This is a genomic window from Mumia sp. zg.B53, from assembly GCF_019550935.1.
Lineage (GTDB): Bacteria > Actinomycetota > Actinomycetes > Propionibacteriales > Nocardioidaceae > Mumia.
This window is the reverse complement of the sequence record NZ_JAHWCK010000004.1, coordinates 226,469-248,185: the sequence shown is the minus strand read 5'-3', so window position 1 is coordinate 248,185 and position 21,717 is coordinate 226,469. Positions and strand designations below refer to the sequence as shown.

The 21,717-nt window shown below is 71.3% G+C and carries 19 protein-coding genes and 2 tRNA genes; 9 read left to right on the top strand and 12 right to left on the bottom strand.

Annotated features, from left to right (window positions below; genetic code table 11):
* Positions 1-105: 105 nt before the first annotated feature.
* Positions 106-1,521: a PrsW family intramembrane metalloprotease gene (locus tag KV102_RS15495; RefSeq protein WP_220346811.1), complete on the bottom strand. Its 1,416-nt coding sequence runs from the start codon at positions 1,519-1,521 to the stop codon at positions 106-108.
* Between the two features lie 60 nt (positions 1,522-1,581).
* Between KV102_RS15495 and KV102_RS15490 the strand changes: the two genes are divergently transcribed.
* Positions 1,582-1,655: transfer RNA gene (locus KV102_RS15490), tRNA-Arg, on the top strand.
* A 1-nt stretch (position 1,656) separates the two neighbouring features.
* On the opposite strand, the gene KV102_RS15485 is transcribed toward KV102_RS15490, so the two are convergent.
* From KV102_RS15485 to KV102_RS15475, 3 genes are all read right to left on the bottom strand, one after another.
* Positions 1,657-2,103, bottom strand: coding sequence for an OsmC family peroxiredoxin (locus KV102_RS15485; RefSeq protein WP_220341114.1), 447 nt, complete (start codon positions 2,101-2,103; stop codon positions 1,657-1,659).
* 111 nt (positions 2,104-2,214) lie between these two features.
* A complete protein-coding gene (locus KV102_RS15480) occupies positions 2,215-3,015 on the bottom strand; it encodes a thioredoxin domain-containing protein (RefSeq protein ID WP_220341113.1) in 801 nt (266 codons plus the stop codon).
* A gap of 3 nt (positions 3,016-3,018) precedes the next feature.
* Complete coding sequence (locus KV102_RS15475) at positions 3,019-3,813, bottom strand: thioredoxin domain-containing protein (RefSeq protein ID WP_220341112.1); 795 nt, start codon at positions 3,811-3,813, stop codon at positions 3,019-3,021.
* 119 nt (positions 3,814-3,932) lie between these two features.
* Here KV102_RS15475 and orn point away from each other — a divergent pair, with 119 nt between their 5' ends.
* From orn to KV102_RS15460, 3 genes are all read left to right on the top strand, one after another.
* Positions 3,933-4,619, top strand: a complete 687-nt coding sequence (gene orn, locus KV102_RS15470; RefSeq protein WP_220341111.1) for an oligoribonuclease — start codon at positions 3,933-3,935, stop codon at positions 4,617-4,619.
* Positions 4,620-4,667: 48 nt separating this feature from the next.
* Positions 4,668-4,740: transfer RNA gene (locus KV102_RS15465), tRNA-His, on the top strand.
* 127 nt (positions 4,741-4,867) lie between these two features.
* Positions 4,868-5,914, top strand: coding sequence for a biotin/lipoate A/B protein ligase family protein (locus KV102_RS15460; RefSeq protein ID WP_220346810.1), 1,047 nt, complete (start codon positions 4,868-4,870; stop codon positions 5,912-5,914).
* A gap of 39 nt (positions 5,915-5,953) precedes the next feature.
* Here the strand turns inward: KV102_RS15460 and KV102_RS15455 are convergent, their stop codons facing one another.
* From KV102_RS15455 to KV102_RS15440, 4 genes are all read right to left on the bottom strand, one after another.
* The gene (locus tag KV102_RS15455; protein ID WP_220346881.1) at positions 5,954-6,778 is read right to left on the bottom strand and encodes a pseudouridine synthase; all 825 of its coding nucleotides are present in this window, start codon (positions 6,776-6,778) and stop codon (positions 5,954-5,956) included.
* Positions 6,779-6,947: 169 nt separating this feature from the next.
* Entirely contained in the window at positions 6,948-8,690 is a 1,743-nt protein-coding gene (locus KV102_RS15450; RefSeq protein WP_220346809.1) for a glycerol-3-phosphate dehydrogenase/oxidase, read from the bottom strand.
* Between the two features lies 1 nt (position 8,691).
* Positions 8,692-10,209 carry a glycerol kinase GlpK gene (gene glpK / locus KV102_RS15445; RefSeq protein WP_220341108.1) on the bottom strand — a complete coding sequence of 506 codons (1,518 nt, stop codon included), beginning with the start codon at positions 10,207-10,209 and terminating at the stop codon, positions 8,692-8,694.
* A 9-nt stretch (positions 10,210-10,218) separates the two neighbouring features.
* Positions 10,219-11,106, bottom strand: a complete 888-nt coding sequence (locus KV102_RS15440; RefSeq protein WP_220346808.1) for a LysR family transcriptional regulator — start codon at positions 11,104-11,106, stop codon at positions 10,219-10,221.
* A 92-nt stretch (positions 11,107-11,198) separates the two neighbouring features.
* Between KV102_RS15440 and KV102_RS15435 the strand changes: the two genes are divergently transcribed.
* Positions 11,199-12,554, top strand: coding sequence for an MFS transporter (locus KV102_RS15435; protein WP_220346807.1), 1,356 nt, complete (start codon positions 11,199-11,201; stop codon positions 12,552-12,554).
* Positions 12,555-12,657: 103 nt separating this feature from the next.
* Here the strand turns inward: KV102_RS15435 and KV102_RS15430 are convergent, their stop codons facing one another.
* Complete coding sequence (locus KV102_RS15430) at positions 12,658-13,062, bottom strand: hypothetical protein (RefSeq protein ID WP_220346806.1); 405 nt, start codon at positions 13,060-13,062, stop codon at positions 12,658-12,660.
* A gap of 8 nt (positions 13,063-13,070) precedes the next feature.
* Complete coding sequence (locus KV102_RS19285; RefSeq protein ID WP_255561121.1) at positions 13,071-13,376, bottom strand: pirin family protein; 306 nt, start codon at positions 13,374-13,376, stop codon at positions 13,071-13,073.
* 85 nt (positions 13,377-13,461) lie between these two features.
* Between KV102_RS19285 and KV102_RS15420 the strand changes: the two genes are divergently transcribed.
* The 4 genes from KV102_RS15420 (at position 13,462) to KV102_RS15405 (ending at position 19,920) form a co-directional block, all read left to right on the top strand.
* On the top strand, positions 13,462-14,979 hold the full coding sequence (locus KV102_RS15420) for an NAD(P)/FAD-dependent oxidoreductase (protein ID WP_220346805.1): 1,518 nt from the start codon (positions 13,462-13,464) through the stop codon (positions 14,977-14,979).
* Between the two features lie 251 nt (positions 14,980-15,230).
* Positions 15,231-18,722: an indolepyruvate ferredoxin oxidoreductase family protein gene (locus KV102_RS15415; RefSeq protein ID WP_255561119.1), complete on the top strand. Its 3,492-nt coding sequence runs from the start codon at positions 15,231-15,233 to the stop codon at positions 18,720-18,722.
* Positions 18,723-18,734: 12 nt separating this feature from the next.
* A complete protein-coding gene (locus KV102_RS15410; RefSeq protein WP_220341104.1) occupies positions 18,735-19,238 on the top strand; it encodes an Lrp/AsnC family transcriptional regulator in 504 nt (167 codons plus the stop codon).
* Positions 19,239-19,242: 4 nt separating this feature from the next.
* Entirely contained in the window at positions 19,243-19,920 is a 678-nt protein-coding gene (locus KV102_RS15405; protein WP_220346804.1) for a bifunctional 2-polyprenyl-6-hydroxyphenol methylase/3-demethylubiquinol 3-O-methyltransferase UbiG, read from the top strand.
* Here KV102_RS15405 and KV102_RS15400 read toward each other — a convergent pair.
* Both KV102_RS15400 and KV102_RS15395 read right to left on the bottom strand, forming a co-directional pair.
* Positions 19,909-20,514 carry a class I SAM-dependent methyltransferase gene (locus KV102_RS15400; RefSeq protein ID WP_220346803.1) on the bottom strand — a complete coding sequence of 202 codons (606 nt, stop codon included), beginning with the start codon at positions 20,512-20,514 and terminating at the stop codon, positions 19,909-19,911. The genes KV102_RS15405 and KV102_RS15400 overlap by 12 nt on opposite strands.
* Before the next feature lie 16 nt (positions 20,515-20,530).
* Positions 20,531-21,637, bottom strand: a complete 1,107-nt coding sequence (locus tag KV102_RS15395; RefSeq protein ID WP_220346802.1) for an alpha/beta hydrolase — start codon at positions 21,635-21,637, stop codon at positions 20,531-20,533.
* Positions 21,638-21,717: the final 80 nt, after the last annotated feature.

Here is a 21,717-nt window from a genome sequence, read left to right as displayed (position 1 = left end):
TCGGACCTCCGGGAGAGTGGGTGTGCTTGCCCCGGCCTCAGCGTAGTGGAGAGCACCACGCTTGACGCACCGGTGACCGGGGACGAGCCCGTCAGGTGGTCGCGGTCACTCTCGACGATGCGGCTCGGGGCTGTCAGGCCCCGGCGCGTTCGGGGGTACGTCGGCCGGTCGCGGCTGCGGCCGAGGGGCGTACGGGGTGTTCATCCCGTAGTGCGGCGCAGCAGGCCCAGGCGGGACGGACGGCGCCCGACCGTAGGGAGGGACCGCGTACGGGCCGGGACCGTGGGTCTGGCCGTAGCCCTGCCCGTACGGGCCGACCGGGGGCGAGGCGAAGCGCAGCGGCGGCGGGAGGACGGCGTACGGCCGGAGGATCCGCATCTCGGCGAGGAAGGCGTCGACGCGCTCCACGGCGTGCGGCTTGGGCATCCGGTCGATCACTCCCGCGTACAGGAGCGCCATCGTGATCGCGTCGCGCTGGTAGCGCCGCGTCGCCTTGGCCGAGATCCGGCCACCGTGCGTCCGTGCGTGCTTGACCGCCTTGCGCCGGTAGGAGAGGGAAGCGATGAACGGGATCTCGTCTGCGACGAGCCATCCTCGGCGCGCGATGTCGGTCAGCGCACGCGTCAGGTAGCGGCCCTGGTTGCGTCGCGCGACGGCGGCGAGGACCACGGTGGCCGCGAGCAGGAGACCGGTGAAGGCGTACGCGATGAGGAAACCGCCGCCCCCCAGATAGCTCACGCCGCCGTTCCAGATGCCGTGCAGCAGGACGCTCCCGAGCAGACCCGCGGACCACAGGAGTGCGCGCTTGAGGCGGGAACGCTGACTCACGGCGAGACCGACCGCGATGCCGAAGGCGGCGGTGAACATCGGGTGCGCGAACGGGCTCATGATGCCGCGGAGGACGAAGGTCACGGTCGTGGCGCCGGCCCCCTCGATGCCTGTCTCGTCGATGCCGACGTACGCGCCGGCGTAGTAGCCGATGTTCTCGACGAAGGCGAAGCCCAGCCCGACGAGCCCGGCGAAGACCAGCCCGTCGATGACCCCGTCGATCACGCGTCGCATCCGCAGGAAGGTCAGCACGAGGAAGAGGCACTTGGCCGGTTCCTCGGTCACCGGTGCGATGAAGGTCGCGAGCACCGGGTCGGAGAGGTCGAACGTCTCGGAGACGAAGATCTGCGCCGCGAGCGCGATCGCGACGGCCACGACTCCACCCCAGACCACCGCGGCCAGCTTGTAGTGCCACGGCTCCGGCTCGTAGCGGTCGAGCCAGAAGAAGCAGCCGAGCAGAGCGGGCAGAGGGAGAAGCGCGTACAGCAGGCTCAGCCCGCTCCCGGCCGCGTCGCCGCTCCCGACGGCGAAGAAGCCGGCGCCCACCACACCGATCACCGCGGTGATGAGCATGAGCACGACCAGCAGCGTGTGCCCCCGCTGCCACATGGGGTCGCGCAGCCGAGGAAGCGGCCCTGGCGGGACCGGCGACGAAGGGGGCTGCGGCAGACGCGCCGCAAACGGCGGGGACACAGGGAGAACCCTAGCGGCGAGCGCCGAGAGCGACGTCGCCGCTAGGGTTGGTTCCCGTGAGCGCCCGTAGCTCAGCTGGACAGAGCAGCGGCCTTCTAATCCGCCGGTCGCAGGTTCGAATCCTGCCGGGCGCGCTCAGCTCTCCAGAGCAGCGTCGAGCTCGATCTCCGGGACGGAGGCGAGCGCCTTGCTCACCGGGCAGTCCTTCTTGGTCTGCTCGGCGACCTCGGTGAACTGCTCGGCCGTCAGGCCGTCGACCTTCGCACGGACGGTCAGCGTGATCGTGGAGATGAGCAACCCACCACCCTCACGGTCGGGACGGACGGTGACGTCGGCCCGCACCGTAGAGGACTGCGGCGTGCCTCCGGCCTTCGCGATCCCGCCCGACAGCGCCATCGCGTAGCAGGCCGCGTGCGCCGCCGCGAGGAGCTCCTCCGGGCTGGTCACCCCCTCGGCCTCGTCGGCGATCCGCCGCGGGAACGAGACCTCGTACGATCCGGCTCCGGAGGTGTCGAGGTTGACCCGTCCTGATCCGTCCTGCAGCCCGCCGGTCCACTGTGTCGTCGCGGTGCGTGTGGCCATGGTGTCGCTCCCGTCGTTCGTCGGTGGTGTTCCTGCCCCACCGTAGAGACGCGACGCCCCGCACGCACAAGGCGTACGGGGCGTCGATCGCGATCGCTCGACCTGCGGGCGTCAGCCTGCCTTCGCGGCGGTCACCGCCGCCTCGAGGTCTGCGGGCGTCGGGATGTTGCCGCCGGAGCCGGTCACCGCGGTGCCGTCGACCCACACCGTCGGGGTCCCGGACACCTGCTGCCCCTCGGAGTCCTTGGAGGCGAACGCCTCGTCGGTGACCTCGCTCGTGCTGCCCGGCGGGTTGCCGGCCCACTCACGGAACGGACGACCCTTGATGCAGTCGGTCGCTGCCCCGGCGCCGACCTGGTCGGCCCACTCGACGAGCTGGTCCTCGTCGACGTCGGTGCTGGTCTCGTCGGGCTGGTTCTGATAGACGGTGCGCGTGTAGTCGACCCAGCCCTTGGCGCCGGCCTCCTCGAACACGCACATCGACGCCGCCAGCGCGGCGCCGGAGAACTCGTTGAGGAACGCGACCGGGCGGTACTCGACCTCGATCGCCCCGGCGGCGACCTGCTCGTCGATCCAGCCACCCGAGGTCTCCTCGAAGGCCTTGCAGACCGGGCACTGGAGGTCCTCGAAGATGGTCAGCTTGACCGGGTCCGGCTGGGCGGTGCCGCCCAGGTCCTCGGCGGTGACCAGCACGCCACCGTCCTTGGTGAGCCCCTTGGGAGTGCGGACCTCGTCACCGGCGGAGTCGTCCATCACCGACTTCACGGCGAAGCCCGCACCGGCGATGACGATGAGCACCGCGGCGACGACCGCCGCCGTGATGAGGGTGCGGCGACGCTTGTCCTGCCGCTCCTTCTCCTTGCGCATCTGCTCAGCGCGTTCACGACGGCTTCGCGAGCTCTCGGCTGCCATGGGTCACCTCGCCTTCGCGGCCGCGACGGCCTTCTGGATGTCGGCGAGCCCGGGGACGGTCGGCTTGCCGTCGGAGCCCTCGGGTCCGTTGACCGTGGCGCCGTCCACCCACACCGTCGGCGTGCCGGAGAGCTTCTCGCCCTCGGAGTCGGGCTGGTCGAACGACGCCTTGGTCGCCGGGTCGGTCCAGTCGCGGAAGGGACGACCCTTGATGCAGGTCGCTGCTCCGGGCGCTCCGGCCTGCTCGGCCATGTCGACGTAGTCCTTCTCGTCCAGGCCCGAGCCCTCCGTGGGCTGGCTGGCGAAGGCGAGCTTCGCGAAGTCGCGGTAGGCCTTGGACCCGCCCTCCTCGAAGACGCACATCGCGGCGCCCATCGTGTCGTGGGAGAAGTCGGACAGGAACGCCACCGGACGGAACTCCACGTCGATCGCACCTGCCGCGACCTGCTCGTCGATCCAGTCGCCGGTCTCGTCCTCGAAGGTCTTGCAGTGCGGGCACGCGAAGTCCTCGAACACCGTCACCTTGACCGGGTCGGAGGCGGCGGAGCCGCCGAGGTCGGTGGCGGTCAGCACCACGCCACCGTCGTCGGTCAGGCCGCCGGGAGCACGCGTGGGCTCGTCGGCGGAGTTGTCGACCGCCGACTTCACGGCGAAGCCTGCTCCACCGATCACGACCAGCACGACCGCGACGATCGCGGCGGTGATGAGGGTGCGGCGACGCTTGTCCTTCCGCTCTCGCTCCATGCGCATCTGCTCCGCGCGCTCACGCCGCGCGCGCTTGTCATCCCTGCTGGCCACCTGGCTCAACCATCCTTCGCCTACGGACACGTGTCCCCCGTCCAACGCGCGGCACAGCGTCGCACGTTCCCAGGGACAGCTACCAGGCTACCGGTCGGTGTCCGCCCTTCCCGCTAGGGTTGATCGTCGTGGACACGCTTGTATGGATCGACTGCGAGATGACCGGGCTCGACCTCGAGCGCGACGCGCTCATCGAGGTGGCCGCGATCGTCACCGACTTCGAGCTCAACCCGATCGCCGACGGCATCGACGTGGTGATCAAGCCGCCACGTGAAGCCCTCGACCAGATGAACGAGGTCGTCACGCAGATGCACACCGCGTCGGGCCTCCTGACCGAGCTCGATGCCGGTCTGCCGCTCGCCGACGCCGAGCAGGTCGTCCTCGACTACATCAAGCAGCACGTCCCCGAGGCCGGCAAGGCGCCGCTCGCAGGCAACTCGATCGGCACCGACCGCGCGTTCCTCCTGCGCGACATGCCCGAGCTCGAGGGCTACCTGCACTACCGGGTCGTCGACGTCTCCTCCATCAAGGAGCTCTCGCGCCGCTGGTATCCGCGCACCTACTTCAACAGCCCGGCCAAGACCGGCAACCACCGGGCGCTGGCCGACATCCTCGAGAGCATCGAGGAGCTGCGCTACTACCGCGCCGCCGTCTTCGTCCCCGAGCCCGGGCCGGACAGCGAGACCGCCAAGGCGCTCGCCGCAGAGCACTCCGGATCGCTCCGGGCGACGGTTCCGGCGGCGCCGGAGACAGACGCCGCGGTGGAGCAGGTGGACCCGACCCGGATTTCGGACGACGAAGGCTGACCCGCTACACTCGTCTGGCCGCACTCGGTACGAGCCGGGTCGCGCGCGGTGGGTGTAGCTCAGTTGGTAGAGCACCGGCTTGTGGTGCCGGTGGTCGCGGGTTCAAGTCCCGTCATCCACCCCGATGAGGCCCGGTCAGGACGATGTCCCGACCGGGCTTCTCCCGTTCCTGGGAAGCCTTGCCCCTCGTCGGGCGTTGACCCCGACGTCGACGCGTCCACGTCGGCGCAGTCGAGGAGGAGGTCGCGGTGCACGGCGAGTACAAGGTCCCCGGTGGCAAGCTGGTGGTCGTCGACCTCGAGGTGGTCGACGGCCGGCTCAAGGACGTCCGGCTGTCGGGCGACTTCTTCCTCGAGCCCGACGACGGGCTCGACCGGATCACCGACGCGCTCGAGGGTCAGCCGGCCGACGCCTCGGTGGGGTCGTACGCGAGCGCCGTCGAGGACGCGCTCGAGGACGCCACGATGATCGGCTTCGACCCGCGCTCCGTCGGCTTCGCGGTGGCACGCGCGCTCGGACGCTCGACCGCGTGGCACGACCTCGACTTCGAGCTCGTGGACGCCGGCCCGCTCCACCCTGCGCAGCAGATGGCGCTCGACGAGGTCCTCGCGACGCAGGTCGGTGAGGGTCTGCGCGCACCGGCGCTGCGCGTCTGGGAGTGGGCGTCCAACGCGGTCATCATCGGCTCGTTCCAGTCGCTGTCGAACGAGGTCGACCTCGACGCCGCGGCACGGCACGACGCGACGGTCGTACGTCGCATGTCCGGCGGCGGCGCGATGTTCGTCGAGCCCGGCAACACGATCACGTACTCGCTTTACGTCCCCGCGTCGCTCGTCGAGGGCATGACGTTCGCCGAGTCGTACGCATTCCTCGACGCCTGGGTGATCCGTGCGCTGCGCGGGCTCGGCCTCGACGCGTCGTACGTGCCGCTCAACGACATCGCGACCCCGCACGGCAAGATCGGCGGCGCCGCGCAGAAGCGGCTGGCCAGCGGCGCGGTCCTGCACCACGTGACGATGTCGTACGACATGGACGCCGCGAAGATGCTCGACATCCTGCGGATCGGGCGCGAGAAGCTGTCGGACAAGGGGACGGCCAGCGCCGCCAAGCGGGTCGACCCCTTGCGGAGCCAGACGGGCATGACCCGCGACGAGATCGTCCGCGCGATGGTCGACCACTTCGACGCCAGCTATGGGCTGAGGCCGGTCGCGCTCGACGAGGGAACACGCGAGGCGATGGAGTCGCTGGCCGCGGCGAAGTACGCCACCGAGGAGTGGACCGCGCGCGTGCCGTGAGCCGGCCCGTCTCGTCCCGGCCGAGCGGCGCCGAGGACGCTAGTCCTCGGGGAGGAGCGGCAGCGCGCGCTCGCTGACGAAGCGGCGCTCGGAACCGTCGATCGGGTCGGTGAACGCCAGCTCGCTCGCCAGCAGCTGGAGCGGTCGCGTGAAGTCGTCCAGGTCGACATCGAGGACCTCGGGATAGACCGGGTCGCCGACGATCGGGATGCCGAGGCCGTGGAGATGAGCCCGTAGCTGGTGGGTCCGGCCGGTCTCGGGCTCGAGGCGGTAGACGCCGTGCTCGCCGAGGCGGCCCTCGAGGACGACGCGGGTGACGGCGTTCACCCGCAGGTCCGGGACCACCGCCACCTGGAAGAGCCCGCGGCGCTTCACGAGGTGGTTGCGTACGGTCACCGGCAGGTCCAGCCCGGGGTCCACCGGCGCGAGGGCCCGGTAGGTCTTGCGCACCTCCCGCCGCTGGAACAACATCTGGTACGCGCCGCGCCATCTCCGCTCGGTGGTCAGCACGAGGACGCCCGAGGTGATCCGGTCCAACCGGTGCACGGGCGAGATCTCGGGCAGGCCGAGCTCGTCGCGCAGCCGGACCACGACGCTCTCGCGCACGTGGCGTCCCCGCGGGATCGTCGCGAGGAACGGCGGCTTGTCCACCACCACGAGGCGCTCGTCGCGATGCAGGATGCGCAGCTCCCCCGGCACCGGGGCCTCCTCGCGCAGGTCGCGGTAGAACCACACGAAGGCGTGCGGCTGGTACGGGTCGTCGGCGGCCACGGGACTTCCCCCGTCGTCGACGAACCGTCGCGTCGCGAACATGCCGGCGACGTCGACCTGCTCCGGCAGCCGCCAGCGCAGCCACTCCCCCATCGTCGCCCAGGTCACCGCCTCGCGACCGCGGTCCGGCGTCCGCAACCAGACGGCGCCGAGGCCGTTCTGGGGTGGGAGCGGGGAGCGAGGTGGCACACGTCGATCGTAGGTGGGGCGCTCTACCCGCCGCGCGCCACCGGCGCTCTACCCGCCGCGCGCCACCGGCGCTCTACCCGCCGCGCGCCACCGGCACGACGTCCCCCGCCCCCATCCTCGCCGCATCTGCTGTCTCGTCATCCGGCATCGTCTGGCTCTCGCGCTCCGCGGCCACCCGCGCGAGATAGTGCTCGACCTCCCGGCGCACCTGCTCGGGTCCCCATCCGAGCGGGCCCGCCATGAGGTCGGCCACCTCGTCGGCCGAGTCGACACCACGGTCGAACGTCTCGATCGAGATCCGCGTACGGCGGGTGAGGACGTCGTCGAGATGGCGCGCGCCCTCGTGGGTCACGGCATAGACGATCTCGGCCCGCAGATAGTCGTCCGCGCCCGCGAGCGGCTCCGCCAGCGTCGGGTCGGCCTCCATGAGCTCGAGCAGCTCGTGCACCAGGGCGCCGTACCTCCGGAGCAGGTGCTCCACCCGCACCTCGTGCAGCCCGCTGCGCGCAGCGATCAGGCCGCGACGGTTCCACAGCGCCGCGTACCCGTCGGCGCCGAGCAGCGGCACGTCCTCGGTCACGCACGCCGGGATCGCTCGCGACAGCTGGACGCCGAGCGCGTCGGCGGCCGCGTCGACGGCGTCGCGCGCCATCACCCGGTACGTCGTGTACTTGCCGCCGGCGACCACGACCAGGCCCGGCACCGCGTGCGAGACCGCGTGCTCGCGCGACAGCGTCGAGGTCGCGTCGGACTCCCCCTCCAGCAGCGGGCGCAGCCCTGCGTACACGCCCTCCACGTCGTCGTGGGTCAACGGCGTCGCCAGCACGCTGTTGAGGTGCGCGAGCAGATAGTCGATGTCGGTCCGGCTCGCCGCAGGATGGTCCCTGGACAGCGACCAGTCGGTGTCGGTGGTGCCGACGATCCAGTGCCGCTTCCACGGGATCACGAACAGCACGGACGTCTCGGTCCGCAGGATGAGCCCGACGTCGCCCTGGATGCGGTCGCGCGGCACGACGAGGTGCACGCCCTTGCTCGCCCGCACGTGGAACTGGCTGCGCTCACCCACCATCGCCTGCGTCTCGTCGGTCCAGACGCCCGTCGCGTTGATCACCTGCGACGCACGGATCTCGAGCTCGTCTCCGCTCTCGAGATCGCGCGCTACCACACCGGTGACGCGTTCGCCCTCGCGCAGCATGCCCGTCACGCGCGTGCGGGTGGCGACGTGCGCCCCGTACGAGGCAGCCGTCCGCGCGAGCATCATCGTGTGGCGCGCATCGTCGACCTGGCCGTCGTAGTACTCGATCGCACCGACGAGCGCGTCCTTGCGCAGCGCCGGCATCCGCCGCATCGCCTTGCGCCGTGAGAGGTGACGGTGACGGGGCATCCCGCGTGACTGCCCCGACAGCCACGCCATCGAGTCGTACATCGCGACCCCCGTGCCGGCGTACGCCCGCTCCCACCCGCGGTGCGTGAGCGGGTACAGGAAGGGGATCGGGCGGACGAGGTGCGGCGCGAGGCGCTCGACCAGCAGGCTGCGCTCGGCCAGCGCCTCGGCGACGAGCGAGAAGTCGAGCATCTCGAGATAGCGCAGGCCACCGTGGATCAGCTTCGACGAGCGGCTCGACGTGCCGGAGGCGAGGTCGCGTGCCTCGACCAGCCCGACCGTCAGACCCCGGGTCGCTGCGTCGAGGGCACACCCTCCGCCGACGACGCCGCCGCCGATCACGAGGACGTCGAGCGGGCCCTCCGAGGCCGTTGCGCGCAGCCGCTCGAGAGCCCCCCTGCGGGCTGCGTGGTCCAGCGCGACGGGCCGCACGTCAGTCGACCTCCACCCAGTCGAGGGTGCGTTCGACGGCCTTCTGCCACCCCGCGTACGCCGACTCGCGCCGCTCCTCGTCCCACTGCGGCTCCCAGCGCTTCGACTCCTGCCAGTTCTCCCGCAGCTCGTCGGTGCTGTCCCAGAAGCCGACCGCTAGCCCCGCCGCGTACGCCGCTCCCAGCGCCGTGGTCTCCGACACGACGGGCCGGCTGACCGGAGTCCCGAGCACGTCGGCCTGGATCTGCATGCAGAGCTCGTTGTCGGTGACTCCGCCGTCGACCTTGAGCACGTCGACGGCCACGCCCGAGTCCTCGCGCATGGCGTCGGCGACGTCGCGCGACTGGAAGCAGATCGCCTCCAGCGTCGCTCGCGCCAGGTGCGCGTTGGTGTTGTAGCGGGACAGGCCGACGATCGCGCCGCGGGCGTCCGAGCGCCAGTACGGCGCGAACAGCCCGGAGAACGCCGGCACGAAGTAGACGCCGCCGTTGTCCTCGACCTGGCGTGCCAGGGCCTCGGACTGGGCGGCCCCGGAGATGATGCCGAGCTGGTCTCGCAACCACTGCACCGCCGACCCGGTGACGGCGATCGAGCCCTCCAGCGCATAGACCGGGTCGGCGTCTCCGAGCTGGTAGGCCACCGTCGTCAGCAGACCCGCCTTGCTGCGCACGAGTTCGGTGCCGGTGTTGAGGAGGAGGAAGTTGCCGGTGCCGTAGGTGTTCTTGGCCTCCCCCGGCGCGAAGCACACCTGCCCGACGAGCGCCGCCTGCTGGTCGCCGAGGATGCCGGTGATCGGCACCTCGCCGTCGAGAGGACCGTTGTCGAGCGTGGTGCCGTACGCGTCGGTGAGCGACGACGGTCGGATGTCGGGGAGCATCGCGCGCGGGATGTCGAAGATCTCCAGCAGGTCGTCGTCCCAGTCGAGAGTCTCGAGGTTCATCAGCATCGTCCGGCTGGCGTTGGTCACGTCGGTGACGTGCACGCCGCCCCGGCGTCCGCCGGTGAGCTGCCAGACCACCCACGAGTCGGTCGTCCCGAACAGCGCGTCACCGCGCTCGGCGGCCTCGCGGACACCGGGCACGTTCTCGAGGATCCAGGCGATCTTGCCGCCGGAGAAGTAGGTGGCCGGCGGCAGGCCCGCCTTCTCGCGGATGACCTGGCCGCGGCCGTCGTGCTCCAGGCGGGAGGCGAGCCGGTCGGTGCGGGTGTCCTGCCAGACGATCGCGGGCCCGTACGGCCGTCCGGTGCGGCGGTCCCAGACGACGGTGGTCTCACGCTGGTTCGTGATCCCGAGGGCCGCCAGGTCCGACGACGAGAGGCCGGCCTTGGCGAGCGCGGTCTGGATGACGGCGCTCGTGCGCTCCCAGATCTCCAGCGGGTTGTGCTCCACCCAGCCGCTGCGCGGCATGATCTGCTCGTGCTCGAGCTGGTGACGGGCGACCTCGTTGCCGCCGTGGTCGAAGATCATGAAGCGGGTGCTGGTCGTGCCCTGGTCCACGGACCCCACGAAGTCGGCCATGCGACGTTTCTACACGCTCGCCCCCGCCTCCGGCACCCCGAGCATCGCGAGGAAGGCCGCTGCCGCCGGTGACGGGCGGAAGCGGCTCCAGGCGAGGTGCTCCTCGCGGACCGGGGCGTCGGTGATCGGGACGGTACGGACGCCGGGGAGCGTGGCCGCGTACGCCTCCGGCAAGAGCGCCACGCCCAGCCCCGCGGCGACGAGACGTCCGGCGAGGTCACCGGTCGTGACCTCGAAGGCGACGTGCCGCTCGACGCCCGAGGCGGCGAAGGCCAGATCGGACTGGACGCGTCCCGGAGTCCCCGCCGTGAAGTCGACGAAGTCGCCGCCTCCCAGCTCGGCGAGCCTGGTGCGGCGCCGGCCCGCCAGTGGATGGTCCGGTGCGAGGACGGCCACGAGCGTGCCGCTACCGAGGAGACGCGAGCGTACGCCGGCTGGCTCGCGCCCTGGCGGAAGGCCGAGGAACGCGACATCGATCGACGCGCCCGCGATCCGTGCCACCAGCTCCTCGCTCCCGTCTGTCCGCAGACTCACGTCGACGCGCGGGTGCTCGTCGCGGAAGGCGCGCAGGACCTGGGGGACGTCGACGGCGGTGACGGTCGGGATGGCGCCGAGACGCAGTCGTCCGCTCACGACGCCGGAGACGGCGGCCGCCTCCGCCCGCGCACGCTCGGCCGCGTCGAGAGCCTCCCGTGCCGCGGGAAGGAACGCCTCGCCCGCCGCGGTCAGCGCGACCCGGCGACTCGTGCGTTCGAACAGCCGGGCCCCGACCTCTCGCTCGAGCTTGGCGACCTGGTGGCTGAGCGCCGACTGGACGACGTGGCAGCGCTGTGCGGCGCGCGTGAAGCTGCGCGTCTCGGCGACGGCGACCACGTAGCGGAGTTGCTGGAGCTCCATCCGCCCATGGTGGCAGATCGATCTCAGATCGCGATCGCTGGCGTGACAAGCATGCGTTGGACTCATGCACCCTGACGGCTCAGGCTGGAGTCATGTCCGGCCCGCGCGACCTGCCCCGCTCCCTGCTCCTGCTCATGGCGCTGTCCACCGGGCTGTCGGTCTCGGCGAACTACCTCGCACTCCCCCTCCTCGACCTGCTCGCCGACGACCTCGGGATCAGAGACTCGACAGCGGGCATGATCGTGACCGCCGCGCAGGTCGGGTACGCCGTCGGCCTGCTCGCCATCGTCCCTCTGGGTGACCTCCTCGAACGGCGTCGGCTGGCGGTCTCCCTCCTCGGCGCGACGGCCGTCCTGCTGGTCGCGTCGTCGCTCGCGCCCGGCGGCCGCGTCCTCCTCGTCACCACCGCGCTCACGGCGCTGACGTCGGTCGCGGCGCAGGTCGTCGTCCCGTTCGCGGTGACGCTCGCCGAGCCGGAGCAGCGGGGCCGGGTGGTCGCTGTCGTGATGAGCGGTCTGCTCCTGGGGAGCATCGTGTCGCGGCCGATCTCGGGGGTGGTCGCGCAGCTCGCCGGGTGGCGGTCGGTCTACGTCGTGTGCGGGGTGCTGGTGGCGGCGGTCGCGGTGGCGCTTCGGGTGCGGCTCCCGACGCTCCACACACCGAGCGGCATCGCCTATCCCGCCCTCCTCGGCTCGACGCTCGCGCTCTTCGGGACGCAACCCGTGCTGCGCCGCCGTGCGCTCGTCGCCGCGCTGTCGCTGGCGTCCTTCAACACGTTCTGGACTGCGTCGACATTCCTGCTCGCCACCTCGTACGGGTGGTCGGAGGCAGCGATCGGCGCCTTCGGTCTGATGGGGATCGCCGGAGTCGTGGCGACGCCGGTCGCGGGGCGGCTGGTCGATGCCGGGCGTGCCCGTGCGGTCGCCCGGGCGTCGACGCTCGCCCTGCCGATCGCGTGGGGCCTGATCGCGCTCGGCGGAGGAGGCGGCGCGGCGGGGTTGACGTGGCTGCTGCTCGGCGTGCTGGCGCTCGTGGTGGCGCAGCAGATGCTGCTCAACGCGAACCAGAACGCGATCTATGCGCTCGACCCTGCGATGCGCAACCGGCTCAACGCGGCGTTCATGACGGCGTTCTTCGTCGGCGGGGCCGCAGGGTCGGCCGCGACGACCGCCGCCTGGGTGGCCGGCGGGTGGGCCGCGGTCAGCGCGCTCGGCGCCGTGCTCGCGGCCTCGACCTGCGTGGTGTGGCTCGAGGGACGGCGGGCGCCGAGGGATCTCGATACGAGCTCCGCTGGCGCTCCGCCCTACTCGACCAACGGGGCCCAACGCGGCGCCAGTGCCTCACGCGCCGGGCGCGGCTCCGCCGACGTCGCCGTGCGGCATCTCCTTCGCCGGGATCTGGCCGAACCGTCCCCTGCGGAAGTCCTCGTACGCCTCCATGCCTCCTGACGTGACAGGGAGACATGAGCGCGCAGTCCGCCAGGACGCCGGAGGCTGCTCACACAAAAGGCCCCGACCCCTCATGAAGAGGAGCCGGGGCCTTCAGGAACGGTCAGTCGTCGGCAGACGTGCGCAGGTCGATCGATGGGACGATCACCTCCGGCTTAAACGTGACCCGATAGTGGTTCGGGTCCGCGTACGCGCCTTCGATCTGCTCGACGAAGTACGAGACGTTGTCAGACAGCCCGAGGAAGTGCTTCTTGTAGGCGCCCTTCCCGACCTTGCACGTCACTTCGAGTTGCCCGCCATCGTCCTCGATCGCGCACCGGCCCTCGATCGTCAGAAGGTACTTGTCCGTGATCCCGTTGAAGAACACGACGCGGCGGTCGATCTCGAAGTTGTCGGCCGCCTTCGACAAGTTGTCGCTCACGACCACCGCATCATCTGAACACGCCGTCGTGAGTGTGCCGATAGCGGCGACACCAGCGAGCGCGGTGAGCGACTTCTTGAATCTCATGTGGCCTCTTAGGACGTCAGGGAACGATCGGGGAGGGAGTCCGCCAGGGGCGCCGCGCGCTGCTCAGGGCAAAAGCGAAGCCCCTGGACCCGAGTAAGGGTGCCAGGGGCCGGGGTCAGCGGATCGGGAGCGGGTCGCGGGTGTAGGGGCCCCGGTCCGCCGCGAAGGCCGCAGCCGTCGGTGATCGATCCGCCGCTGTGGGAGTCGGCGTGGTCGAAGACGCCATCGAGCATGTAGGTCACGGTCTCGAAGCCGCGGTGCGGGTGCCACGGCGTGCCCTTGGGCTCGCCCGGCGCGTATTCGACCTCGCCCATCTGGTCCATGTCCGCCCGCCGGCTGGCTGGCTGGCTGGCTGGCTGGCACAACTACTACTCGATCAGCCAGCCTAGGCTGACCCGCATGACTCACGACGTCGTCATCGTCGGAGGCGGCCACAACGGCCTCGTCGCCGCGACCCTCCTCGCCCGCAGCGGCCTCCGTACGGTGCTGCTCGAACGCCTCGACCACACCGGCGGAGCAGCCGTGAGCGAGCGCCCGTTCCCCGGCGTCGACGCCCGGCTGTCGCGCTATTCCTATCTCGTCTCGCTCATGCCGCACGAGCTGATCAAGGACCTCGGTCTCGAGCTCGAGCTGCGGGCACGCGACACCGCCTCGTACACGCCCTACGACGGTGGCGGGCTGCTCGTCAAGACGCACGAGGGACGGTCGACGGCGGAGTCGTTCCGGGAGACGACGGGGACCGACACCGAGTACGACGCATGGCGCGGGTTCTACGCCGACGCCCAGAGGCTGGCCCTCTCCGTGGCACCGACTTTGCTACGGCCGCTGCCCACGACCGAGGCGATCCGAGAGGACGTCGGCGACGCCGTGTGGAGCGACCTCGTGGCGCGGCCGCTCGGCCACGCCATCGAGCGTCGCTTCACCAGCGACCTCGTCCGCGGCGTGGTCGCGACCGACGGCCTGATCGGCACGTACGCCTCGCTGCACGACCCGACGCTCCAGCAGAACCGCTGCTTCCTCTATCACCTGGTCGGCAACGGGAACGGCGAGTGGCGGGTCCCGGTGGGCGGCATGGGCGCGGTGACCGACGAGCTGCGTCGCGTCGCCGAGGAGGCCGGCGCGGAGATCCGGACGGGGGTGACGGTCCGTGCCGTCGATGCGGACACCGACGGCGTCGTCGTCCACGCCGACGGCCTCGACGTCGAGGCCCGCTGGTTGCTGTCGGGCGTGGCACCGTACGTGCTGGCGGGGCTGCTCGGTGATCCCCTGCCCTCGAAGCCCGAGGGGTCCCAGCTCAAGATCAACCTGCTCGTCGACCGGCTGCCTCGGCTGAAGTCGGGCGTCGACCCGACGGTCGCGTTCGCCGGCACCTTCCATCTCGGCGAGACCTACGAGGAGCTCGAGCGGGCGTTCGCGACGCCGTCGCCCGACGTGGCCTGCGGGGAGCTGTACTGCCACACGCTCACCGACCGCTCGATCCTCGGTGCGGAGCTCGCGGGGACGGACGCGCAGACGCTGACGTACTTCGGGATCCACTGGCCGTACGCCGAGAGCAGCGATGACGCCAAGGCGCGCGGCTGGCGGGCGTTCGAGTCGGCGATCGACGCCTACCTCGAGGAGCCGATCGCGTCGGTGATCGCGCGCGACGCGAACGGCGACCCCTGTGTCGAGGTCAAGACTCCGGCGGACATCGAGAAGGATCTCGCGATGCCGGGTGGCCACATCTTCCACGGCGACCTGCAGTGGCCCTGGGTCGAGCAGCTGGGCCGTACGCCGGCGGAGCGGTGGGGTGTCCAGACCGGGCACGCGCGCGTGCTGATGTGCGGATCGGGCGCACGGCGCGGCGGCGCGGTCAGCGGCATCGGGGGCCACAACGCCGCGATGGCGGTGCTCGACCACGAGGGCCGCGCAGCCTGAGCGTCCCCGTCCGCCCCGTCCGCGTTTCGTCGAGTTCCGGTCTGTTATTCGTCGTGATTCGGTCCACAACTCGACAAAACGGGGACGGTGACGCACCCCGGCGTGATGCTGGTCACGTTGCGGTCCTGCTGTCCGTTACGGGCGTCACATTTGAGCATGATGCGTCGCTGCTGAACGGGCTGTTGCGCGATCCGTCACGCTCCTCCACCGTGGGGGCATCACATCGATGCCCGCCGCGTGAAGGAGCTCCCATGACCGAGCTGATGGTCGGCCGCCCGGACTCGCTTCCCGAGCCGGAGCCGTACGACCTGCGTGACCGCTTTCGCGCCGGCTCGCCGCCGGTGCTGCTGACCGGCGTCCAGGCCATCGCGCGCCTCCTGGTCGAGCAGCGCGAGCACGACCGGCGTGAGGGCCGGCGCACCGCGTCGTTCGTGTCCGGCTACCAGGGCAGCCCGCTCGGTGGCGTCGACCGCATGCTCGCCGAGATGCCCGACGTGCTCGAGGCGCACGACATCCGCTTCGTCCCCGGGCTCAACGAGGAGCTCGCCGCGACGTCGGTGTGGGGTACCCAGCAGCCGCTCGATCCGGCCGAGGCGGTCTTCGACGGCGTCGTCGGCTACTGGTACGGCAAGGCGCCCGGCGTCGACCGCGCGACCGACGCGCTGCGGCACGCCAACATGTACGGCGTCGATCCGCGCGGCGGAGCCGTGATCCTCGCGGGTGACGACCCCGCCTCCAAGTCGTCCACCGTCCCCGCTGTCAGCGAGCGGACGCTGGCCGCGCTCGGCATCCCCGTCCTCTTCCCCCGCAACGCCGCCGAGATCGTCACGCTCGGGCTCCACGCCGTCACGCTCTCGCGTGCGTCGGGCTGCCTGGTCGGGCTCAAGATCGTCGCCGACGTCGCCGACGGCTCGTGGGTGGTCGACCGCCCCGCCGACGCCTTCCGCCCGGTCGTGCCGTCGATCGAGTGGGACGGCAAGCCCTGGTCGTACGCCCAGGCGCCGATGATCGTGAACCCGGACGCGATCGTGGGGGCAGAGGCGCAGCTCGTCGGCCCGCGCACGGAGACCGTCCTCGCGTACGCCGCCGCCAACCCGCTCAACGTCGTCGACATCGACCCGCCGCACGCGACCATCGGCTTCGTCGCCGCCGGCACCACGTACGACGCGCTCCGTCAGGCGTTCCTCGACCTCAACCTCACCGACGACGCGCTGCACGCCGCCGGCATCCGGGTGCTGCGGCTCGGCCTGGTGACGCCCCTGGAGCCGGGGATCGTCGAGAAGTTCGCGACCGGTCTCGGCGAGATCGTGGTCGTCGAGGACAAGACCGCTTTCATCGAGACGCAGGTCCGCGAGATCCTCTACGGGATGCCCGACGCCCCCCGCGTGATCGGCAAGAAGGACACCGTCGGCCGTCGGCTCGTCCCCGCCGACGGCGAGGTCACCTCCGGCCGCCTGCTCGCACCTCTGCGCCACGTGCTCGACGGCCGCGTCCGCATCGAGATCCCGAGGCCCCAGACCATCCCGCTCCCCCTGCTGTCGACCTCGCGCGCGCCGTACTTCTGCAGCGGTTGCCCGCACAACCGCTCCACCGCCGTCCCGGAGGGCTCGCTGGCCGGCGGCGGCATCGGCTGCCACATCATGGTGTCGACGTCGGGCCGCGAGGACAGTGCCGTCACGGGCTTCACCCAGATGGGCGCCGAGGGCAGCCAGTGGATCGGCCAGTCCGGCTTCACACGCACCGGGCACATCTTCCAGAACCTCGGCGACGGCACGTTCTTCCACTCCGGCCAGCTCGCGATCCAGGCGTGCATCGCGGCAGGGGTCAACATCACCTACAAGATCCTCTACAACGACGTCGTCGCGATGACCGGTGCGCAGGACGCCCAGGGCGCGCTGACCGTCCCGGAGCTGACGCACAAGCTCACCGACGAGGGCGTCGCGCGCGTCATCGTGGTGGCCGACGAGCCGCAGCGGCACCGCAGGCGTTCGCTCGCCAAGGGCACGCTCCTGTGGCACCGCGACCGGCTCGACGAGGCGCAGCGGATCCTGCGCGACGTCCCCGGTGTCACCGTGCTCATCTACGACCAGCACTGCGCCGCCGACGCACGCCGTCAGCGCAAGCGGGGCACGCTGCCCGCGCGCAACACCCGCGTCGTGATCAACGAGGCCGTGTGCGAGGGCTGCGGCGACTGCGGCGTCAAGAGCAACTGCCTGTCGGTGCAGCCGGTTGACACCGAGTACGGCCGCAAGACGCGCATCGACCAGACGTCGTGCAACACCGACTACTCGTGCCTCGACGGAGACTGCCCGTCGTTCGTGACGGTCGAGGTCGACCCGGATGCGCGTCCGGCGCGCCGTACGACGCCGACGCCGCCCGCAGTCGCCGCCCCCACCGCTCCCCCGCTCGCCGGCACCCACGACGTGCTGATGGCCGGCATCGGCGGCACCGGCATCGTGACGGTCAACCAGGTGCTCGCGATGGCGGCCATGCGAGCGGGCTTCGACGCCGAGACGCTCGATCAGACCGGCCTGAGCCAGAAGGCCGGTCCGGTGACCGGGCACCTGCGCTTCTCGCCGCGCACAGAGTCCGGGGCGGGCCTCGAGCCGTCCAACCGGCTCACCCCGCAGGGCGCGCACTGCGTCCTCGCGTTCGACCTGCTCGCCGCCACGTCCCCGAAGAACCTCGGGTACGGCGACCCGGCGACGACCGTCGCGGTCGCGTCGACGAGCAGGACGCCCACCGGTGACATGGTCTATGACGCATCGGTCGGTTATCCCGAGCTCGACACGCTGATCGGCCGCCTGGGCGCGGTCACGCGTGACGTCCACGCCTTCGACGCCCTCGAGGCCGCCGAGGAGCTGTTCGGGAGCACGACCACCGCGAACTTCCTGCTCGTCGGTGCCGCCTACCAGGCCGGCGCTCTCCCGATCCCGGCCGAGGCGATCGAGGAGGCCATCAGGATCAACGGCGTCGCGGTCGACGCCAACGTGGCCGCCTTCCGGTGGGGCCGTGTGGCGGTCGCCGATCCGGAGGCGTTTGCTACGGCCACGCGTCCGCAGACGAGCGCAGCTCCGCTCGTCGCCGTGCCGGCCGTCGACGCTGCCGGCTTCAGCGACGAGATCCGCGCCATGGTCGCCCGCCGGGCCAGCGACCTCGTCGGATTCCAGGGCATGGCGACGGCGCAGCGCTACGTCGCGAGGGTCGCCGCCGTACGCGACGCCGAGCGCGCCGTGACCAGCGACGACCGGCTGACGCGGGCCGCGGCTCAGTACCTCTTCAAGCTCACCGCCTACAAGGACGAGTACGAGGTGGCTCGCCTGCTCACCGACTCCTCGTTCGCCGACGAGGTCGCGCGTCAGGTGCCCGGCGGCGCCACGCTCACCTACAAGCTGCACCCGCCCGTGATGCGCTCGATGGGCCGCAGCTCCAAGGTCGGATTCACGCCACGCTCGCACGTGCTGCTGCGCGGGCTCGCGCGGATGAAGGGCCTGCGCGGGACACCGTTCGACGTGTTCGGCTACGCCAAGGTCCGGCGCCTCGAGCGTCGTCTCGCCGCGCACTACGACGCGCTGCTCGACACGGTGACCGCCGGCCTGTCGGTGGACTCGTACGAGCGTGCGGTGCGGATCGCCGAGCTGCCGGACCTCGTGCGTGGCTACGAGGACGTCAAGCTGCGCAACGTCGCGACGTACGTCGAGCGGCTGCGTGCCGAGGGTGTGCCGGTCGACGGACTGGTCTGACAGACTCGACCCGTGCCTCGCCTGGACCGCCTCGACGCCGAGATCATCGGGAGACTGACCCGCAACGCGCGCGCCGGCGTCGTCGAGCTCGCGTCGGCGCTCGGCGTCGCCCGCAACACGGTGCAGGCGCGCCTGAAGCGGCTCGAAGAGACCGGCGTCCTCCGCGGCTTCCGCCCCGACGTCGACCTCGAGGCGATCGGCGTGTCCGTGCAGGCGTTCGTCGACGTCGAGCTCGACCAGCGGCGGATGGCCTACGTCGTGCAGGCGATCTCGGAGATCCCGGAGGTGCTCGAGATCATCACGCAGGCCGGACGTGAGGACCTGCGCGTACGGGTCGGCGCGGTGACGCACGCCGAGCTGCAGGAGGTCGTCGTCCGCATCATCGACACCGACGGCGTCCGCCACACGACCTCGACGCTGGCGATCTCGACTCCTCTCCCGTACCGCGTGCAGCCGCTGCTGGACAAGCTGACCCGCAGATCCGGCTACGGCCGCTCCACCCCCGTGGTCGACTAGCAGCATGAGCAACGACGCGACAGAGCCCACCGCCCCCGCCGAGCCCACGGATCCGACGGAGTTCTGGGAGCAGCGCTATGGCAGCTCCGACCGCATCTGGAGCGGCAAGCCCAACCCGCTGCTCGTCCGCGAGGTTGCCGACCTGACTCCCGGCACCGCCTTGGACCTCGGCTGCGGCGAAGGCGCCGACGCCGTGTGGCTGGCCACGCAGGGCTGGACGGTCACGGGCGTCGACATCTCGCAGACCGCCCTCGACCGCGCAGCGGTGCACGCCGCCGACGCCGGGGTGGCCGACCGTACGACGTGGGAGCGTCACGAGCTGGGCGTCACCTTTCCCGACGGCTCGTACGACCTCGTCAACGCGCAGTACCTCCAGTCCCCCGTCGCCCTCGACCAGGACGGCGTGCTCCGCAGCGCCGCCGAGGCGGTGGCACCGGGCGGCACGCTGCTCGTCGTCATGCACGGCGGCTGGCCCTCGTGGGCCGAGCCGCACGAGCACTCCGTGCCCCACGCCGTCTTCCCGACGCTCGAGGAGGTCCTCGACGTGCTGTCGCTCCCCGAGGCCGAGTGGACGGTCGTCACCAAGGAAGGCGTCGAGCGTGCGTCGACGGCACCCGACGGCCGTACGGGGACGCACGTCGACAACGTGTGGCGCCTGGAGCGGTCCGCCTCACGAGGCTGAGCCGAGTCGGGCCACGATCGCGCCGAGGGGCCGCTGCCCTTGTCCTGTCCTCGTACGGGTCTCGCTCACGGTGAAGCCGCTCGCCGCGAGGAGCCGGTGCAGCTCCTCGGGCGGCCACCGGTAGGCCGGCGTGACCGCGTGGTCGAACGCCTCGATCGCTGGTCCGTCGAAGAAGCCGAGGACGAGCCCGCCTTCGGGCCGGAGGACACGGGCGAACTCGTCGAAGGTGGCGGCGATCCGGGACGGGTGATGATGGATCGTCGAGTACCACGACAGCACCCCGCCGAAGGACTGGTCGGGCTCCTCGATCGCGTCGATGCTGCCGATCCGGAACGGCACGTCCGGATAGCTCCGCCGAGCATGCTCCACGAAGGCGGGGACGAGGTCGATGCCGCGAACGTCGAGGCCACGCCCCGCGAGGTGGTGCGTCCAGTGGCCGGGTCCGCACCCCGCGTCGAGCACCGGCCCCGTCACGGTGTCGGCCCAGCTCTCGATGAGCTGCCGGTCGGAGGGGTGCACCGCCTCCATCGAGCCAAGGACGTGCGCGTACTCGGCGGCTCGACGCGCGTACGCGTCGGTCACCGTCGTCGTCACGAGGCGCGCCCCGATGTCACCGGGTGCCTTGCCGGAAGGCGTTGTGGTAGCCCGAGGGGGTCGTCAGAAGCCTGGCCTTGATCGCCTGGGCTGCCCGCAACGTCGCCTCGTACGCGCTCGGACTGACGCCGGTGATGTTGATGAACGCGTGGATGAGGTCGCCCGTACGGGCCAGCTCGGTCGGGACTCCAGCCTCCTCGAGCCGGCGCGCGTACGCGATGCCCTCGTCGCGCAGCGGGTCGAAGCCGGCTACCGCGATGTACGCAGGCGCCACACCGCAGAGGTCGTCGGCGAGCAGTGGCGAGACTCGTGGATCGAGGGCGTGCGCGGGATCGGCGAGGTAGTGCTCGCGATACCAGTCCATCTGTCGCTCGGTGAGGAAGTAGCCGTCGGAGAACTCCTCGTACGAGGGGTGCTTGGTGGAGAGGTCGGTGACGGGGAAGAACAGCACCTGCAGGCACGGCTCGACCTCTCGCCCGCGGAGCTCGAGGGCGAGGACGGCGCTGATGTTGCCGCCGGCGCTGTCCCCCGCAACGACGATGCGGGACGGGTCGAGGCCCCACGCAGGCGCCTGCGCGACCGCGTACTCCCACGCAGCCAGCCCGTCCTCGATCGCCGCGGGGAACGGGTGCTCGGGCGCGAGCCGGTAGTCGACCGACAGCACGTCCACACCGGCGTGCAAGGCGAGGAACCGTACGGCGGAGTCGGTGCTCACGCGGCTCCCGAGCACCCAGCCGCCACCGTGGAAGTAGACCACGAGCCCACGCGACGCCCCTGCCGTGGCGCGGTAGCGGGTCGCGGGGATCGCGCCGTGCGGCGAGGGGATGAGGAGGTCCTCCTCGACCGCGAACGGCGGGAACGTGTCGGCGAAGACGAGCGCCTCGTCCTCGATCTGGTGACGCGCGACGTCGAGCGGCTTGGTGGAGAAGTCGGAGCCCGGGATGCGGTTGAGGACGCCCAGCGCTGCGGCGACCTCGGGCGCGAGGCGCTCACCGTCGCGGTTCACGGGGGCGCCTGCGCCCAGGCGTGCGATGACGGCCTGCGGGAGCCGGGCGAAGCCGCGGATCGCGGCCCGCTCGAGGCGCAGAGGCAGGGACAGGGGGCGCGACGTAGCCTGGCTCATCGGGGGACTCTCTCGATCGGTCGGAGCCGCATTCTTGCAGGTCGGGCGGTGTCCTAGGTCACACACCAGGGCTCGATTAG

Bases quoted from the DNA above. Each gene is read 5' to 3' on its own strand.
- KV102_RS15405 (WP_220346804.1), top strand. From the start codon at position 19,243: ATGAGCAACGACGCGACAGAGCCCACCGCCCCCGCCGAGCCCACGGAT.
- glpK (WP_220341108.1), bottom strand. From the start codon at position 10,209: ATGGCCGACTTCGTGGGGTCCGTGGACCAGGGCACGACCAGCACCCGC.
- KV102_RS19285 (WP_255561121.1), bottom strand. From the start codon at position 13,376: ATGGGCGAGGTCGAATACGCGCCGGGCGAGCCCAAGGGCACGCCGTGG.
- KV102_RS15485 (WP_220341114.1), bottom strand. From the start codon at position 2,103: ATGGCCACACGCACCGCGACGACACAGTGGACCGGCGGGCTGCAGGAC.
- KV102_RS15395 (WP_220346802.1), bottom strand. From the start codon at position 21,637: ATGAGCCAGGCTACGTCGCGCCCCCTGTCCCTGCCTCTGCGCCTCGAG.
- KV102_RS15415 (WP_255561119.1), top strand. From the start codon at position 15,231: ATGACCGAGCTGATGGTCGGCCGCCCGGACTCGCTTCCCGAGCCGGAG.
- KV102_RS15420 (WP_220346805.1), top strand. From the start codon at position 13,462: ATGACTCACGACGTCGTCATCGTCGGAGGCGGCCACAACGGCCTCGTC.
- KV102_RS15440 (WP_220346808.1), bottom strand. From the start codon at position 11,106: ATGGAGCTCCAGCAACTCCGCTACGTGGTCGCCGTCGCCGAGACGCGC.
- KV102_RS15430 (WP_220346806.1), bottom strand. From the start codon at position 13,062: ATGAGATTCAAGAAGTCGCTCACCGCGCTCGCTGGTGTCGCCGCTATC.
- KV102_RS15455 (WP_220346881.1), bottom strand. From the start codon at position 6,778: ATGGGGGAGTGGCTGCGCTGGCGGCTGCCGGAGCAGGTCGACGTCGCC.
- KV102_RS15480 (WP_220341113.1), bottom strand. From the start codon at position 3,015: ATGGCAGCCGAGAGCTCGCGAAGCCGTCGTGAACGCGCTGAGCAGATG.
- KV102_RS15435 (WP_220346807.1), top strand. From the start codon at position 11,199: ATGTCCGGCCCGCGCGACCTGCCCCGCTCCCTGCTCCTGCTCATGGCG.